Annotated in this window: 18 protein-coding genes and 1 pseudogene; 9 read left to right on the top strand and 10 right to left on the bottom strand. The window is 71.7% G+C overall.

Features of this window, described 5'->3' with window-relative positions; genetic code table 11:
* Nucleotides 1-28 precede the first annotated feature (28 nt).
* Nucleotides 29-1,249, bottom strand: coding sequence for an aKG-HExxH-type peptide beta-hydroxylase (locus AC3IYJ_RS26310; protein ID WP_489397201.1), 1,221 nt, complete (start codon nt 1,247-1,249; stop codon nt 29-31).
* A gap of 149 nt (nt 1,250-1,398) precedes the next feature.
* Here AC3IYJ_RS26310 and AC3IYJ_RS26305 point away from each other — a divergent pair, with 149 nt between their 5' ends.
* The gene (locus AC3IYJ_RS26305; protein WP_030386011.1) at nt 1,399-1,587 is read left to right on the top strand and encodes a DUF6104 family protein; all 189 of its coding nucleotides are present in this window, start codon (nt 1,399-1,401) and stop codon (nt 1,585-1,587) included.
* A 111-nt stretch (nt 1,588-1,698) separates the two neighbouring features.
* On the opposite strand, the gene sodN is transcribed toward AC3IYJ_RS26305, so the two are convergent.
* Entirely contained in the window at nt 1,699-2,094 is a 396-nt protein-coding gene (gene sodN / locus AC3IYJ_RS26300; protein ID WP_489397200.1) for a superoxide dismutase, Ni, read from the bottom strand.
* Between the two features lie 191 nt (nt 2,095-2,285).
* Between sodN and sodX the strand changes: the two genes are divergently transcribed.
* A complete protein-coding gene (gene sodX, locus AC3IYJ_RS26295) occupies nt 2,286-2,753 on the top strand; it encodes a nickel-type superoxide dismutase maturation protease (RefSeq protein WP_489397199.1) in 468 nt (155 codons plus the stop codon).
* Here the strand turns inward: sodX and AC3IYJ_RS26290 are convergent.
* Nucleotides 2,657-3,286, bottom strand: coding sequence for a CGNR zinc finger domain-containing protein (locus tag AC3IYJ_RS26290; protein ID WP_489397198.1), 630 nt, complete (start codon nt 3,284-3,286; stop codon nt 2,657-2,659). The two genes, sodX and AC3IYJ_RS26290, sit on opposite strands and share 97 nt — an antisense overlap.
* 192 nt (nt 3,287-3,478) lie before the next feature.
* On the opposite strand from AC3IYJ_RS26290, the gene AC3IYJ_RS26285 reads away from it, so the two are divergent.
* A complete protein-coding gene (locus AC3IYJ_RS26285) occupies nt 3,479-4,168 on the top strand; it encodes a methyltransferase domain-containing protein (RefSeq protein WP_489402935.1) in 690 nt (229 codons plus the stop codon).
* Nucleotides 4,169-4,253: 85 nt separating this feature from the next.
* On the opposite strand, the gene AC3IYJ_RS26280 is transcribed toward AC3IYJ_RS26285, so the two are convergent.
* The 3 genes from AC3IYJ_RS26280 to AC3IYJ_RS26270 form a co-directional block, all read right to left on the bottom strand.
* Nucleotides 4,254-5,006, bottom strand: a complete 753-nt coding sequence (locus AC3IYJ_RS26280; protein ID WP_489402934.1) for an amino acid ABC transporter ATP-binding protein — start codon at nt 5,004-5,006, stop codon at nt 4,254-4,256.
* Nucleotides 5,007-5,017: 11 nt separating this feature from the next.
* A complete protein-coding gene (locus tag AC3IYJ_RS26275) occupies nt 5,018-5,968 on the bottom strand; it encodes an amino acid ABC transporter permease (RefSeq protein ID WP_489397197.1) in 951 nt (316 codons plus the stop codon).
* Nucleotides 5,969-6,038: 70 nt separating this feature from the next.
* Nucleotides 6,039-6,983, bottom strand: coding sequence for an ABC transporter substrate-binding protein (locus AC3IYJ_RS26270; RefSeq protein WP_489397196.1), 945 nt, complete (start codon nt 6,981-6,983; stop codon nt 6,039-6,041).
* 525 nt (nt 6,984-7,508) lie between these two features.
* Here AC3IYJ_RS26270 and AC3IYJ_RS26265 point away from each other — a divergent pair.
* The 4 genes from AC3IYJ_RS26265 to AC3IYJ_RS26250 all read left to right on the top strand — a co-directional run bounded on the left by AC3IYJ_RS26265 (nt 7,509) and on the right by AC3IYJ_RS26250 (nt 10,769).
* Nucleotides 7,509-8,711: an NAD(P)-dependent malic enzyme gene (locus tag AC3IYJ_RS26265; protein ID WP_489397195.1), complete on the top strand. Its 1,203-nt coding sequence runs from the start codon at nt 7,509-7,511 to the stop codon at nt 8,709-8,711.
* A gap of 280 nt (nt 8,712-8,991) precedes the next feature.
* Nucleotides 8,992-9,954 carry a zinc-binding dehydrogenase gene (locus AC3IYJ_RS26260; protein ID WP_489397194.1) on the top strand — a complete coding sequence of 321 codons (963 nt, stop codon included), beginning with the start codon at nt 8,992-8,994 and terminating at the stop codon, nt 9,952-9,954.
* Nucleotides 9,955-10,035: 81 nt separating this feature from the next.
* Nucleotides 10,036-10,245 carry a helix-turn-helix domain-containing protein gene (locus tag AC3IYJ_RS26255; RefSeq protein ID WP_215015209.1) on the top strand — a complete coding sequence of 70 codons (210 nt, stop codon included), beginning with the start codon at nt 10,036-10,038 and terminating at the stop codon, nt 10,243-10,245.
* Nucleotides 10,245-10,769: a Clp protease N-terminal domain-containing protein gene (locus AC3IYJ_RS26250; RefSeq protein WP_489397193.1), complete on the top strand. Its 525-nt coding sequence runs from the start codon at nt 10,245-10,247 to the stop codon at nt 10,767-10,769. Before AC3IYJ_RS26255 ends, AC3IYJ_RS26250 begins: the two co-directional genes overlap by 1 nt.
* Before the next feature lie 70 nt (nt 10,770-10,839).
* Here the strand turns inward: AC3IYJ_RS26250 and AC3IYJ_RS26245 are convergent, their stop codons facing one another.
* Both AC3IYJ_RS26245 and AC3IYJ_RS26240 read right to left on the bottom strand, forming a co-directional pair.
* The gene (locus AC3IYJ_RS26245; protein WP_489397192.1) at nt 10,840-11,748 is read right to left on the bottom strand and encodes a PadR family transcriptional regulator; all 909 of its coding nucleotides are present in this window, start codon (nt 11,746-11,748) and stop codon (nt 10,840-10,842) included.
* A 1-nt stretch (nt 11,749) separates the two neighbouring features.
* On the bottom strand, nt 11,750-12,670 hold the full coding sequence (locus AC3IYJ_RS26240) for a DUF4097 family beta strand repeat-containing protein (RefSeq protein WP_489397191.1): 921 nt from the start codon (nt 12,668-12,670) through the stop codon (nt 11,750-11,752).
* A gap of 170 nt (nt 12,671-12,840) precedes the next feature.
* Here AC3IYJ_RS26240 and AC3IYJ_RS26235 point away from each other — a divergent pair, with 170 nt between their 5' ends.
* Nucleotides 12,841-13,668 carry a hypothetical protein gene (locus tag AC3IYJ_RS26235; protein ID WP_489397190.1) on the top strand — a complete coding sequence of 276 codons (828 nt, stop codon included), beginning with the start codon at nt 12,841-12,843 and terminating at the stop codon, nt 13,666-13,668.
* A 37-nt stretch (nt 13,669-13,705) separates the two neighbouring features.
* Here the strand turns inward: AC3IYJ_RS26235 and AC3IYJ_RS26230 are convergent, their stop codons facing one another.
* The gene (locus tag AC3IYJ_RS26230; protein WP_489397189.1) at nt 13,706-14,650 is read right to left on the bottom strand and encodes a LysR family transcriptional regulator; all 945 of its coding nucleotides are present in this window, start codon (nt 14,648-14,650) and stop codon (nt 13,706-13,708) included.
* Between the two features lie 206 nt (nt 14,651-14,856).
* On the opposite strand from AC3IYJ_RS26230, the pseudogene snpA reads away from it, so the two are divergent.
* Nucleotides 14,857-15,523: pseudogene (gene snpA / locus AC3IYJ_RS26225) on the top strand (snapalysin).
* A gap of 26 nt (nt 15,524-15,549) precedes the next feature.
* On the opposite strand, the gene AC3IYJ_RS26220 reads toward snpA, so the two are convergent.
* Nucleotides 15,550-15,750: a hypothetical protein gene (locus tag AC3IYJ_RS26220; RefSeq protein WP_489397188.1), complete on the bottom strand. Its 201-nt coding sequence runs from the start codon at nt 15,748-15,750 to the stop codon at nt 15,550-15,552.
* Between the last annotated feature and the right edge of the window lie 69 nt (nt 15,751-15,819).

Below are 15,819 nucleotides of genomic sequence, written 5' to 3'. Positions count from 1 at the left end.
CCGAGCCCCGCACAGCGGCACCCAACCGTCAGCCGCCCGCGAACGGAGCCAAGTTCGGGTGCGCCTCGCACCAGCGCTCCCGCTCCCGCCCCACCACCGCGCGGGCCACCGCATACCGGCCCCCCGGCGGCGCCAAACCGTCCATGCCCCGCTCGGCCGCCACCATGGCATCGATGAACACCCGCCCGGAGGCAGTGAGTTCCGGACACCCCACGAGCACCGGCAGGACAACGGCCACCTGCGCCCGGATCCGCGCGTGCTGCGCCCACGCCCCCCTGGCCCCGTAGAGCGCGGCGCGCTGCCAGTACCCCGCCAGTGCCAAGTGCGCGTACGCGCCCCGCAGAAGCCCCTCCAGCGGCCGCGGATCGACCCTCCAGGGGGCCCAGTACCGCGCGGTGCGATCGGCGGTGTGCAGGGGGAACGCCCCGGCCAGCGCGGCCAGTTTCCCGTGCTGCACCTCGTGGACCAGGGCCGCGGCCAGCGTGGGCGGCGGCTGGGCCCGCGCCAGTACGGAGCCCTGCGCCGCGGGCAGGGTCCCCCTGGCCTGCCGGGAGCTGCCGGACAGCGGGACGACGGAGCGCAGCAGCCGGCCGGTCTCCTCCGCGCGGGCGGCGTCGTAGCGGCGCAGCAGGGTCAGGGCGCCGGACCACTGGGTGTCCCAGCGCTTGTGCCCCCTGGGGGTGAGCCGGCGGGCGGCGGGGACGGCCGCCGTGGCCCGGTAGGGGTCGAGGTCGTCCAGAGCGGTGTGTCCGTCGGGCAGCGCGTGCAGGGGCAGCGCCGCCGGGTCCCCGGGGTCCCAGGAGTGCTCGGTGAGGGCGAGCGGGCCGGGACGAGGCGGGCGCAGCAGTCCCAGCGTGGGCAGGACGAGGCGGCCGCCCGCGGCCCGCAGGGTGACCTTGAAGCCGATCCCGGCCCGCAGGGCCGCCGCCGCGGCGAGGGCCCCGAGGTGTCCGACGTCGGCCGGTGGCCCGTACGGGGAGCGCAGGCGGCGCAGCGTCTCCTCGGCCCACACCCCGGTGGCCGGGTACTGCACCACGTCGGAGGCCGCCTCGGGGTCGTGCCGGTCCGCCTCGTCGAGCAGGGCCCAGTGCTCGGCGGCCTCCGCGCCGGCCACGGCCTCGCGCACCTCCCGGAGCAGCTCCAGCCGCCGGTCCCGCCGTATGCCGCACACCAGCAGGGTCCCCTCGGCGGACGGCTCGGTGGACCCGAGCGCCCGCAGCACCCCGTCGGTCGGCTCCGGGTGCCTCATTGCCTCACCTCCAGCCGTGGACGCTCCATCCCTGCCCTGGCGACGAGCTCCGCGAACGGCGGAAAGCGGTCAAGTCCGACCCGGGGCGTGCCGTGGCCCCGGGCGGATTATCCTGGCGGGAAACACCCCACCACCGCACGGAGCCCGACTTGTACTTCACCGATCGCGGCATCGAGGAGCTGGAGAAGCGGCGCGGCGAGGAGGAGGTCACCTTCGAGTGGCTCGCCGAGCAGCTGCGCACCTTCGTCGACCTGAACCCGGACTTCGAGGTCCCGGTGGAGCGCCTGGCCACGTGGCTGGCGCGCCTGGACGACGAGGACGACGACGAGGACGCGTGAGCACCGCTCCCGCTGCCCCTGCCGCTCCCGCGCCATGACGAAGGGGCCCGACCGCTGACGCGGTCGGGCCCCTTCGTCATCGTCCCTGGGACAAGAAGGACAAGGTCGCGATCAGGCGGCCTTGGTCTCCCAGAAGATGCGGTCGATCTCGGCGATGAGCTCCAGCGCCTTGGCGCCGGTCGCCGGGTCGTTCGACGCCTTGGCGGCCGAGAGGGCCTTCAGGGTGTCGTTGACCAGCGTGTGCAGCTGCGGGTACTTCTCGAAGTGCGGCGGCTTGAAGTAGTCGCTCCACAGCACCGAGACGTGGTGCTTCGCGAGCTCGGCGCGCTGCTCCTTGATGGTGATGGCGCGCGCGCGGAAGTCGGCGTCGTCGTTGGCCTGGTACTTCTCCTGCACGGCCTTGACGGACTCGGCCTCGATGCGGGCCTGGGCAGGGTCGTACACGCCGCACGGCAGATCGCAGTGGGCGGAGACCGTCGCCTTGGGGGCGAACAGGCGGGAAAGCATGGGGTTTGTCCTCCTCGTGATCGTCTTCTCAAGGGGGAGATTACTCCGTGAGAGAGACGTTTTCGCGGGCGCCCCCATGCGGTTGGGACAAAAGTCCAGGGCCGCCACCGGGGCGGTGAGCGAATGTACGGACGCGTGCGGCAGCATGCGGAGTGGGACGAGACCCGGCGAGCCGGGCGAGGAGGTCGGGTATGTCGGGGAACGCGCGCAAGCGCCGGGGGACGCGGGAGTGGAAGTCGCCGCTCAGGCAGATCGGCGTCGTGGCGGTCCAGGGGCCTTCGATGGCACCGACGCTGGAGAACGGGGACCAGGTGGTGGTCCGGTACGGGGCCCCCGTGCGGCCCGGCCACGTGGTGGTGCTGCGCCACCCGTTCCAGCAGGACCTGCTGGTCGTCAAACGGGCGGCGGAGCGGCGGCCGGGCGGCTGGTGGGTGCTGGGCGACAACCCGTACAACGAGACGGGCGACAGCACCGACTACGGGCCGGTCCCCGACGAGCTCGTGCTGGCGACCGCGGTGGCGCGCTTCCGGCCCCGCCCGCGGCCGGAGCACGCGTCGGAGGATCAGCGCTCGCTGAGGGCGTGGCTCTCCTGGGCCGCCTCGTCGCTGCGCCCGCTGCGGGCGGACTCCTCGGCCTCCAGCCGCTTGCGGGCCCGGTAGGCGGCGACGTTGGCGCGGGTGGCGCACCGGTCGGAGCAGTAGCGCCGGGAGCGGTTGGTGGAGGTGTCCAGGTAGGCGTTGCGGCAGGGCGCCGCCTGGCAGATGCCGAGCCGGCCCGGACCGTGCTCGGTGAGGTGGAAGGCCAGCCCGAAGGACGCGATCGCGGCGTAGCCGGCGGAGGCGTTGGAGGGGTGGTCGGCCAGGTGGATGTGCCAGTCGGGACCGCCGTCGTCGCCGAGGGTCTCGTGGCCCGAGACCTGGGGGCTGACGGGGAACTCCATGAGCAGGGAGTTCAGCAGGTCGACGGCGAGGACGTGGTCCCCGCCGTCGGCGGCCTCGAAGACGTTGCGCAGCCGGCCGCGGACGTTGCGGAAGCGGGTGATGTCCGTGTCCGTGACGCGGCGCGCCATCTGCACGCTGGCGCCGAAGAGCGCGCGGACGGCGTCCACGGAGGTCAGCGAGTCCTTGTTGCGGGCCGGCTCCTCGGTGTTGACCAGGCGCACGGCGTAGTCCGAGTAATGGGCCAGTTCCACTTGTAGTCCTTACGGCTGCGGATTAGTGTCTCGGTAACGGCTGAGATAGGTACGAGGGTATTACGCATGGAGGATTTCGTGGCGGACACAGCACGTTCCGATACGGCACGCTCCGACAGGGCACACTCCGATACGGCTTCGCCCGACTGGCAGGCCTGGCAGGACAGCTGGGACCGCCAGCAGGAGTGGTACATGCCCGACCGCGAGGAGCGGTTCCGGGTGATGCTGGACATGGTCGAAGCACTGGTCGGCACCGCCCCCCGCGTACTGGACCTGGCGTGCGGTACCGGAAGTATCACGGACCGGCTCCTCAAGAGGTTCCCGCAATCCACCAGTACGGGCGTCGATCTCGACCCCGCGCTGTTGACGATCGCCCGGGGCCACTTCGCGGACGACCCCCGCGTCTCCTTCGTCACCGCCGACCTCAAGGACCCCGACTGGCGCGCGGCCCTCCCCCACGACTCCTACGACGCCGTCCTGACGGCCACGGCCCTGCACTGGCTGCCCAGCACGGACCTCGCCGCCCTGTACGGGCAGCTCGCGCCCCTGGTCCGCACCGGCGGGGTGTTCATGAACGCCGACCACATGCCCGACCCCGCCACCCCGAGGATCAACGCCGCCGAGCGCGCCCACCGGCACGGCGGGATGGACCGTGCCAAGGCGGTCGGCGCCGTGGACTGGCGCGAGTGGTGGGAGCTGGCGGCCGCCGACCCGGCGCTCGCCGAGCCGACGAAGGCCCGGTTCGAGATCTACGGCGAGCACGCCGACGGCGACACCCCGCCCGAGGCCTGGCACGCGGCCACGCTGCGCGGCGCCGGGTTCGCGGAGGCCCGTACCGTCTGGCGCTCGCCCTCGGACGGGCTGGTGCTGGCCCTGAAGTAGCTCCCGGCGGGCGGCACGGCCGAGGGGCGGTACGGATATCCCGTACCGCCCCTCGGTCACGCACTCACCGGCCGCAGCGCGCCGGCTACAGCACCTTGGACAGGAACGCCTTCGTCCGGTCGTGCTGCGGGTTGCCCAGGACCTCGCGCGGGTGGCCGGATTCGACCACCACGCCGCCGTCCATGAAGACGAGGTTGTCGCCGACCTCGCGGGCGAAGCCCATCTCGTGGGTGACCACGATCATGGTCATGCCCGACTCGGCCAGGTCCCGCATGACGTCCAGGACGTCGCCGACGAGCTCCGGGTCGAGCGCCGAGGTGGGCTCGTCGAAGAGCATCAGCTTCGGCTCCATGGCCAGCGCGCGGGCGATGGCCACGCGCTGCTGCTGGCCGCCGGAGAGCTGGGTGGGGTAGTTCCCGGCCTTGCCGCCGAGGCCGACCCGGTCGAGCAGCTTGACGGCGCGCGCCCGCGCGACCGCCTTGCTCTCGCCCTTGACCATGACCGGGGCTTCCATGACGTTCTCGATGGCCGTCATGTGCGGGAACAGGTTGAACCGCTGGAAGACCATGCCGATGTCCCGGCGCTGGGCCGCGACCTCGCTGTCCTTCAGCTCGTAGAGCTTGTCGCCCTTCTGGCGGTAGCCCACCAGCTGGCCGTCCACCGAGAGCCGCCCGGAGTTGATCCGCTCCAGGTGGTTGATGCAGCGCAGGAAGGTGGACTTGCCGGAGCCGGACGGGCCGACCAGGCAGAACACCTCGCGCGGGGCGACTTCGAGATCGATGCCGCGGAGGATGTGGGCGGGGCCGTACGACTTGTGGACGGCCTCGGCCTTGACCATCGGCTGGGCGGTCACTTCGCCACCTCCGTACGGCGGAACATGTTCAGGTTGGCCTTCAGCCGCTGGAGCGGCGTGGGCGGCAGGGAGCGCAGCGAACCGCGCGCGTAGCGGCGTTCCAGGTAGTACTGGCCGACGCTGAACACGCTGGTCAGGGCCAGGTACCAGATGGAGGCCACGAACAGCATCTCCATGATGGCGCCGGCCGTGGACCCGATGTTCGAGGAGGCTCGCAGCAGCTCCGTGTACTGGACCGCGGACACCAGGGACGAGGTCTTCAGCATGTTGATGAACTCGTTGCCCGACGGCGGGATGATCACGCGCATCGCCTGCGGGAGGATCACCCGGCGCATGGTCTGCGTCTGGGTCATGCCCAGCGCGTGCGACGCCTCGGCCTGGCCCTCGTCCACGGACTGGATGCCCGCACGCACGATCTCCGCCATGTACGCGCCCTCGTTCAGGCCGAGGCCCAGCAGGGCGACCATGAAGGGGGTCATGAGGACGACGGTCTCTTGCTTGTAGATCGGCCCGAGGTCGATGTACTGGAAGATCAGCGAGAGGTTGAACCACACCAGCAGCTGCACGTAGACCGGGGTGCCGCGGAAGAACCAGATGTAGAGCCAGGCGACGGAGTTGGTCACCGGGTTCTTGGAGAGCCTCATCACCGCGAAGACGATGCCGAGCACCAGACCCAGCGCCATGGCCGAGACGCTGATGATCACGGTGTTGCCGAGACCGCTGATGATGGAGGGGTCGAAGAGCTTGTCTCCGACCGTCTTCCAGATGATGTTGCCCTGTGAGAACGCGTAGACGAGCCAGGTGAGCAGTCCGACGACCACCACACCGCTGATCCAGCGGCCGTAGTGCCGGACCGGGATTGCCTTGATGGCCTCGTACGGGGTTCCCGAGGCGCCGGGCCCGGCCGGCGAGGTGTCGGCCGGACCCTTGTCGATCTTGTCAGTCACGATGACTGCCCTTCAGTGGAACTCAGGACCGGGGAACACCGGGCCGCGAGGGCCCGGATGTCTCCTCGGGTCACTTGCCTGCGTTGACCGTGGCGGAGGTGACCGCGCTGTCCTTGACGTTCCACTTCTCCAGGACCTTGGCGTAGGAGCCGTCCTTGATGATCGCGTCGAGCGCCTGCTTCAGGGCGTCGCGCAGCTGGGTGTTCTCCTTGCTGACGCCGATGCCGAAGAGACCGACGTCGCTCTGCGCGCCGCCGACCTCGAAGTCGTTGCCGCCGCCCGAGGTCTTCGCGATGTACGCGGCGACCGGGAAGTCGTTCAGGTCGGCCACGGCGCCGCCGGCCTTGACGCGGGTCTGGGCCTCGGCGTCGGTGTCGAAGGCCTCGATGGTGAGCTTCTTGTCACCGCACTTCGTGGCCTGCGCCTTGAAGGTGTCCTCGTAGATCGTGCCGCGCTGGACGGCGACGGTCTTGCCGCACAGGTCGTCCATGGACTTGATGGCCTGGGGGTTGCCCTTCTTGACGAGGAGCGAGACGCCGGAGGAGAAGTAGTCGACGAAGTCGATCCCCTTGCCGATCTGCTTGCCCGAGTCGTCCAGGCCCTTCTGGCGCTTCTCGTTGTCGGTGACCGAGGACATGATCGCGTCCTGGCGGCCGGTGTAGATCGAGGTGATCAGGCCGTCGAAGGCACCCGCGGTGAACTCGAACTTCACACCGAGCTGCTTGCCCAGCGCCTCGGCGATGTCGGGGTCGACGCCGACGATCTTGCCGCCCTCGGTGAACTCCATCGGGGCGTAGGCCGCGTCCGTGCCGACCTTGATGACGCCCGCGTCCTGGATCTTCTTCGGCAGGGCGGAGAAGAGCGGGGCGCTGTTGGTCTTCGAGCCGCCGCCGTCGTTCTTCTTCGTCTGGTCGCCACAGCCAGTGAGGATCAGGGCGCCGGCGACCGCGATGGCGCCGACCGCGGCGATCCGGGACCGGGCGGCGGTCGTACGACGGGTGGTGCTTGCGGTCATGAGCTGATTCCTCCGGCAGTGGGGAAAAACGCATCCGAGAGCGGTCGGGCACGCACCATCGAGTGTCGCGACCTTGTGTGATTACGGCATCTTGCCATTCGGACTGAGACATTCAGGGTGCCCGTCAGGTCAAAATCGGATAACGGACACCCCCCGGTGCCCAACAGCCCTGCGGATATGGGCCCTCGAGGCCGGATTAACCGCTGCGACCAGGCACTTTCGCCGTCGTTTTTGCGGTGTGTCTCGCCTATCGGACGCCAAGGTTTGGACTTTTCGCCAAAACCAGGGCAAGCAACCTATGGTCGAGGGGGAATCGACTCGTCTGGGTGAGTGTTCTTCGGGTACAACAGATCCTTACACCCCTCATCCGGGGCTCAGGGCGCGCGTGCGGCGCGCCCGCGCGTACGAACCTCCCCTTCGCGGAGACGGGCCAACCGTTGACGCGGAGTACGGACGCGGTGCCCGCCCACCCCTTAACAAGGAGTGGTCACCCTCAACGATTCAAAGACTTAAGGGGTCAAGACAGTGGCAGCGGAGATCGTCAATCCTCGCAGCGACAGCGTGACGGACAACAACCCCGATGCGGTGTTCGCGCTGCACCGGGGCGGCAAGATGGCCATCGTGGCCACCGTGCCGGTCCACAACAAGGACGACCTGTCCCTGGCGTACACGCCCGGCGTTGCGAAGGTCTGCAGCGCCATTGCCGAGCAGCCCGACCTGGTGAACGAGTACACCTGGAAGTCCAACGTGGTCGCCGTCGTCACCGACGGTACGGCCGTGCTCGGACTCGGTGACATCGGGCCGGAAGCCTCCCTCCCCGTGATGGAGGGCAAGGCAATTCTCTTCAAGCAGTTCGGTGGAGTGGACGCGGTTCCGATCGCGCTCGCCACCAAGGACACGGACGAGATCATCGAGACCGTGATCCGCCTGGCGCCGTCCTTCGGCGGCGTGAACCTGGAGGACATCTCCGCCCCGCGTTGCTTCGAGATCGAGCGGCGTCTCCAGGAAGCCCTGGACATCCCGATCTTCCACGACGACCAGCACGGCACGGCCATCGTGACGCTGGCCGCCATGCGCAACGCGGCGAAGCTCACCGGTCGCACCCTCGGCGACCTGCGTGCCGTCATCTCGGGCGCGGGCGCGGCGGGCATCGCCATCGCCAAGATCCTCGTGGACGCGGGCATCGGCGACGTCTGTGTCACCGACCGCAAGGGCGTCGTCTCCGCCGACCGCTCCGATCTGACGGACGTCAAGGCGGAGATCGCCGGCCTGACGAACAAGACGGGCCAGACCGGTTCCCTCGAGGACGCCCTCGTGGGCGCCGACGTCTTCATCGGCGTCTCCGGCGGTACGGTCCCCGAGGCCGCAGTGGCGACGATGGCGAAGGACTGCTTCGTCTTCGCCATGGCCAACCCGAACCCGGAGGTCCACCCCGACGTCGCGCACAAGTACGCGGCGGTCGTGGCCACGGGCCGCTCGGACTTCCCGAACCAGATCAACAACGTGCTGGCGTTCCCGGGCATCTTCGCGGGTGCCTTCAAGGTCCGGGCCTCCCGGATCACGGAGAACATGAAGATCGCCGCCGCCGACGCCATCGCCGGCGTCGTCGCGGACGACGAGCTCACCGCCGAGTACGTGATCCCGTCGCCGTTCGACGAGCGCGTCGCCCAGGCCGTCACGGCCGCGGTCGCCGCGGCGGCGAAGGCCGACGGCGTGGCCCGCCTGTAACGCTGCGCTGGCTGTACGAAAGCAGGGCCCGGCCGGAACCATTCCGGCCGGGCCCTGCTGCCATCCCGGGGGGGCCTGCTCCACCCGGACCCCTTCTGGGGCTCCGCCCCAGGGAACGGGCGAAGGGCGGGTAGGGGACAGCCCCCGCAGGGACAGCCCCGCGGCGGGCCCATCCGGCCGCCCACCGGCCCACCGCCACCCGTCCGGTGCGACGAAGCCCTCACCACCGCGTTGACGCAAAGGCTGGAGCCCGGAGCCTACCCAGCGGTAGCGTCGCGGCATGTTCGCTGCCTACGCCGCCCGAATCGACCGTGACCAGCCGCTGAGCGGCCTTGAGCTGGGCGAGCGCCCGGCGCCAGGGGCCCGCCCCGGCTGGGTGACCGTGAACGTCAAGGCCGCCTCCCTCAACCACCACGACCTGTGGTCGCTGCGCGGGGTCGGCCTCTCCGGGGACAAGCTCCCCATGATCCTCGGCTGCGACGCCGCCGGGATCGACCAGGACGGCAACGAGGTCGTCCTGCACTCCGTCATCGGCCAGAGCGGCCACGGGGTCGGCCCCGACGAGCCCCGCTCGATCCTGACGGAGCGCTACCAGGGGACCTTCGCCGAGCAGGTCACCGTCCCCGCCTGGAACGTCCTGCGCAAGCCCCCCGAGCTCTCCTTCGAACAGGCCGCCTGCCTGCCCACCGCCTGGCTCACCGCCTACCGCATGCTCTTCACCAACGCCGGTGTCCGCCCCGGGGATTCGGTACTGGTCCAGGGCGCGGGCGGCGGCGTCGCCACCGCCGCGATCGCCCTCGGCAAGGCCGCCGGGCTACGGGTCTTCGCGACCAGCCGGGACGAGGCCAAGCGCAAGCGGGCCGTGGAGCTGGGCGCCGTCGAGGCCTACGAGCCGGGTGCGCGGCTCCCCCAGCGGGTCGACGCCGTCATCGAGACGGTCGGCGCCGCCACCTGGTCGCACTCGATCAAGTCCCTGAGGCCCGGCGGCACCCTGGTGATCTCGGGCGCCACGAGCGGCGACCGCCCGGCACACGCCGAGCTGACCCGGATCTTCTTCCTGGAGCTCAAGGTGGTCGGCTCGACGATGGGATCCAAGGACGAGCTGGAGGACCTGCTGTCCTTCTGCGCGGCGACCGGGGTCCGCCCGGTGATCGACGAGACCCTGCCGCTGGACCGGGCCCGCGAGGGCTTCGAGAAGCTGGAGTCCGGGGACCTGTTCGGCAAGATCGTGCTCACGGTGTAGCCACCCAACGCGCGTCGCCCGCCGCCCGCCGACGTCAATGTAGGTTGACAGCCTCCCGCGCGTCAACCTACATTGACACCCATGACCGAAGCCACCGATCTCGCCGAACGGGCCGGTGACCGTGACCCGCGTGTGGGCCTGCGCGCCGTGGCCGCCCTCCGGAGGCTGCTGGAGCAGCTGGAGGCCGTCCAGGTACGCAGTGCCCGCGCGCAGGGCTGGTCCTGGCAGGACATCGCGGCCGAGCTGGGCGTCAGCCGACAGGCCGTACACAAGAAGCACGGGAGGCTCTGATGTTCGAACGGTTCACAAAGGACGCCCGCACCACCGTGACGGGCGCGGTCGCCGAGGCCGAGCGGGCCGGGGCCGCCCTGGTCACCGAGGAGCACATGCTGCTCGCGCTCCTCGCCCAGGGCGCGCTCGACCCCCTGGGCGTCGACCGGGCCTCCGTGACCGCCGGCCTCGCGGCGGCCCGCCGCCGGGGCGGCATGTCCAAGGCGGACGATGAGGCGCTGGCCGGTCTCGGCATCGACCTCACCGAGATCGTCTCCCGCATCGAGGAAACCCACGGCGAGGGCGCCCTGTCGGCTCCCCCGGCCCCTGCCCCCGGCAAGCGCGGCGGGCGGCGCACCCGGTTCGCCCCGGGAGCCAAGAAGGTCCTGGAGCAGTCCCTGCGCATCGCCCTGGGGCGCAAGGACCGCCACATCTCCACCCTCCACCTGCTCCTGTCCCTCCTGTCCCGGCCCGGAACCCCCGCCGAGGTCCTTGCCGACCATGGAGTCACCTACGCCACGGCCGAGGCGGGCCTGGCAGCCTGACGGCCGCTCAAGCCCGCCGTTCAAGCCCGGCAGCGCCGCTCAGCCGGACCTACACACCACCCCGGAGGGCTTACGCACCGCCCCGGAGGACCGCCGCGATCCGGGCTGCGGCGGCCGCGAGGTCGGCTCGGGCTTCGGCCAGCTGGGCCGGGGAGACCCCGTGGTCACGGGCGGCGTCGCGGATGTCGTCGCGGAAGCGGTCCAGCAGCCGGTCCAGGTCGCGGGCCGCATCACCGGTCGCGGGTACGTCCCGCGCCCAGTCGGCCCCCGAGGCCGGGGCCGATGCGGCCGAGGCGGCGGGACCATCGGCGGTGCCCGGGGCGCCCTGGGTGGAGCCGCCGAGCCAGGCTCCCGCCAGGGAGCCCAGGACCCCGCCGGACTTCGCGAACTGCTCCTGCAGCTGGCCGGCGATCCGCTGGACCTCCTCGCGGGCCCGGTCCTGCGCCTCCTTGGCCTGGCGGCGGGCCTGCTGGGCCTCCTCGCGGGCCCGGCGGCTCTCGTCCTTCGCCCGGCGCGCCTGCTCCTTCCACTCCGCCTTCGCCTTGCGGAACTCCTCCTTGGCGACCTTCCAGGACTCGTCCTCCACCTGCGCGGCCGACGCGTTGGCCGCGGCCCGCATCTCGCGCCGCAGGTCGCCCGCGGCACCGCTCACGTCGGCGCGGATCTCGGCGGCCAGTTCGGAGACGGAGTCACGGATCTCCAGCTCCAGGTCGGCCAGTTCGCCGACGCGGTCGGCCAGTTCGGCGCGGCCCGCCTCGGTGATCGAGTACACCTTGCGCCCGCCTTCGGTGGCGTACGTGACCAGCCCCTCGGCCTCCAGCTTGGCCAGGCGCGGGTACACCGTGCCCGCGGAGGGCGCGTAGAGCCCCTGGAAACGCTCCTCCAGCAGCCGGATCACCTCGTACCCGTGGCGCGGGGCCTCGTCGAGCAGCTTGAGGAGGTAGAGGCGGAGGCGGCCGTGGGCGAAGACGGGCGGCATGTCAGAGCACCTTCTTGTCGAGCGCGAGGGGGGCGGCCGGGGCGGCCGGGCGCCGCAGCAGCGCGATGGAACCGGAGACGGTGGTGGCGCGCAGGGTGCCGGTACCGGCGCCCAGGGTGCCGGTGATCCGCTTGGCGCCCAGCTGGCCGGAGACGCGCAGGTCGTCGAAGGCGTTGGAGACGCCGCCGGTGGCGGTGTTGGCCTCGACGCGGGCGTCGGCCGGGTGCGGGAGGCGGATGGCCACCTGCCCGGAGACGGAGGTGAGGGTGATGTCGACCGGGCTCCGGCCGGTGCGGTCCTCGAGGGCCAGGTCGATGAGCATGTCGCCGCTGACCGAGTCGGCCCGTACGTTGCCGCCGGCGCCGTCCACGACCGTCAGGCCGCCGGAGACCGTGTGGAAGCCGAGCTCGCCGGTCACGGACTGGGCCTCGACGCTGCCGGAGACGGTGTTCGCCTTGACCTTGCCGGACAGGCCGACGAGCGTGGCGTCGCCGGAGACCCCGTGGATGTCGGTGGCGCCGGCGATGCCGGAGACGAAGGCGGTGGCGCCGACGGTGGCCACCTGGACGCGGGTCGCGGCCGGGACCGTGAGGGTCACCGTGGCGCTGCGCTCCCAGGCCTTGCGGCCGGTGCCGGAGGAGGACCAGGCCTTCCACGGCTTACCCTCGAACCACTGCTTGAAGCCCTGGGAGCCGTTCCAGGGGAGGTCCTCGTAGGAAACGGTGAGGATGCCGCCCTCCTGCACCACGTGCAGGGGCGGTCCGTCGACCTCGGCCACCTCCAGGCGGGCCGGGCCCTCCTCGGCCGCGACGACGTTGACGGTGCCGCCGACCACGCGGACGCGGACTTCGGCGACCGGCTCCTCGAAGGTGAGCTTCTGCGGTTCGGCTACCGACCACGTCTTCTGCGCTGCCTCTGCCATGGTGCTGATCCTCCTCGGCGTACGTGCACGACTGATGGGCTGGCTTCGCTCCGAAGCACGCAACATATCGCGTCTTCTGGCTAACACGATATATCGCGGTTGCGGTAAGTCAAGCGCGTCAGGAAGATCCAAAATCATCGTTTTGGGGCGATTTGGCTTAGCGTGTGGGCATGCCGATCTCCAAGACCACGGCCGGCGGACTGCTGCTCTGCCGCGCCGAGCCGCTCGCCGTCCGCCCCGCCGCGCACATGCTGCGCGAACGCCTGCTGCTCGCTCCGGCCGGCGGCTGGACGGCGCTGGTCCCCGAGGGCAAGCCCTGGCTGGAGGGCGAGGAATCCGTGGCCGAGGTCCTCTCGGGATGGGGTTCGGCGGTGGCGATGGGAACCAACTGGCCGGTGCTGAGCCTGTGGTGGGCGGACGGCCGGACCGGATTCGTCCTGTCCTCGGGATTCCGGCGGTCCGCGGCCTACGAGTGGGACGCGGCGGGCCGTCCCCACGGCGATCCCCGGCCCGACGACGACGCCATGCGGGTGCTGGCGGCGCGGCTCGGGCTGGATCCGGTCCTGGACCTGGAGGAGCTGGAACGCCTCACCCGCCCCGACGAGGCGGCCGACGGCCCCGCCCGGCTCCTGGGGGTCATCGCCCTGCTGGCCCGCGCGGGGCTGGCACTGCCCGCCGGCCTGGCCCCGGGCGAACCGGCCGACCGGCTGCGCGAAGCGGCCCGGGTCGCGCCCGGTTCGGAGCCGGTGGAGTGGTCCGGCTGGCGCGACGCGATGCGGGCGGAGCTCGCGGTGGTCGAGGAGGGCCCCCTCGGCCGCCTGCTGCGCGGCCCCCGGCTCCGCCTCGCGGGTGCGGCCCAGTTGACCACGGGCGCACCCCTGATGCTCTGGGCGGCCCGCCGCCGCGACCCCGGCTGGCTGGCCGCGGGCGCCCTCCTGGTCGCCCACGGCGCGGGCTCCCTGGCCTACGACCGCGCCCGGCTGCGCGGCCGCCGCTGAACCCGCCGCCCGGACGCCCGGCCCTCCGGATCCCGGTCTACGCCGCCAGCAGCGGGCTCGCGTGCCGGTGGAGCCAGGCCCGGTACGGCGGGATCCCGAGCGCCGCTTCGCGGTAGGCCGCGCGCAGGTCCTCGTACACCTCGGCGCAGGCCTGCGCGTGCGCCCCCGGCCGGGTCGCCAGGAGGAGGCGTACGGCGAGCGGGTCGCCCGAGAGCGGCCGGATCGCCATGTCCTCGCGCGGCCCGGACGTGGGCTGGCAGGGGGCGACGGCCTCGCCCGAGACGATCAGCGAAGTGGCCGTGTGGTAGTCGGCGTGCAGCAGCGGCGGGTCCAGTCCGGCGTCCGCGAACACCCGGCGCAGGCCGTCCCATTCGCCGTCCACGGAGGGGTCCACGGTCCACCGGTCGGCGGCAAGGTCCCGTAACTCCACCACCGGCCGCGCCGCCGCCGGATGGTTCCGGGACATGGACACGAACTGCGGCTCCCGCTCCATGAGCACGCGCAGTTCCAGCCCGGCCGGGACCAGCAGCGGGCTGCCCTCCACCTCGTGCACGAACGCCACGTCGAGCCGGCCCGAAGCCGTCATCCGCAGCAGCGCGTTGGCGGAGACGTCGACGACCAGGTCCGTCTCCGTGTCGGGCAGCCGCCGGTGGAGGCGGCGCAGCCAGCCGGGCAGGGCGCGGCTGGCCGTGGAGCCGATCCGCAGCCGCGGCCCCCGGGACAGCGCGCGGGCCTCCGCGACCAGGGCGGCCATTTCGGCGAGGAGGGGCCGGGCCCGGCCGAGTACCGTGCGCCCGAAGGGAGTCGGCCGGCAGCCGGTGCGTTCGCGCAGGAACAGCTCGCCGTCCAGGGCGCGTTCGATGCGCCGGAGCTGGGTCGTCAGCGAGGGCTGGCTCACGCCGAGCTGCCGGGCGGCCTTGTGCAGGCTGCCGGCGTCGGCGATGGCGCACAGGGCGCGCAGGTGCCTGACCTCAAGCTCCATGCCCCGAGAGTAGGCCGGTCGCGGCAGACCGCACCAGCCACTGGTATCCCACCGAATCCCGCCATTCTCAAGGGAGTCGGCTTGCCGAAAACCTCCCGATAGCCCGGCGCTATCGGGGTCTGACATCATCCGCCGGCCACTTCCGCTCCCGCAGACTCCGGTACCGAACACCCCCCACCGCACCGGATGAAGCAGGAGTCCCCCACATGCGTCATTCCCGCAAGACCATCATGTCCGCCACCGCCCTCGGCCTCGGCGTGGCCGCCGCCCTCGGCGGTGTCGTCCCCAGCGCGAGCGCAGCCGCCCCGACCGGCAGCCCGGCCACGTACGCCGCGTACGAGCGTTCGCAGGAGAACCAGGCCGCCAACCGCGCCTTCTTCGGCGGTCCAGCGTTCGGTGTCCGAGCAGCGGGCCGCCAACCCGGGCCTGCAGGCGGTCACCGTCACCTACAACACCCGCAACGCGCCCAGCTTCCGCAGCCAGATATCCCGCTCCACGCAGATCTGGAACGGCTCGGTCGCCAACGTGAAGCTGCAGGAGGTGTCCTCGGGCGGGAACTTCGCCTACTACGAGGGCAACGACTCGCGCGGTTCCTACGCGAGCACGGACGGCCACGGCCGGGGCTACATCTTCCTCGACTACAGCCAGAACCAGCAGTACAACTCCACCCGCGTGACCGCGCACGAGACCGGCCACGTGCTCGGCCTGCCGGACCACTACTCCGGCCCGTGCAGCGAGCTGATGTCGGGCGGCGGCCCCGGCACCTCCTGCCAGAACACCAACCCGAACGCCGCCGAGCGCTCGCGCGTCAACCAGCTCTGGGCCAACGGCCTCGTCGGCTCGAACGCCGCGGGCCTGGACTCGAAGGGCTGACCACCGAGCGCTGAGCCCGGGGAGGGTCAGCCCTCCCCGGGTACGTACTGCGCGCAGTCCGGGTTCCGGCAGGAACCCGGCACCCACTCGGGGATGAAGATCCCGAGCGCCTTGCGCCGCCTGACCATCGTGTCGACGGGGCTTCCGCAGGCCGGGCACGTCTGCTGCTCGTGTCCGGCCCGCGGGGCGACCGTTTCGTGCGCGTGCTGCTGCTGTTCACCGGCCATACCTCCACGGTAGGCCCCCTGCACGGATTCGGCGGGGTCGTGGATCCGGCGGGGCCGCGGATCCGGCGG

This window comes from Streptomyces sp. GL_140 (assembly GCF_057834465.1).
The sequence above is the reverse complement of the archived record's forward strand: the minus strand, read 5'-3'. Positions and strand labels throughout refer to the sequence as shown.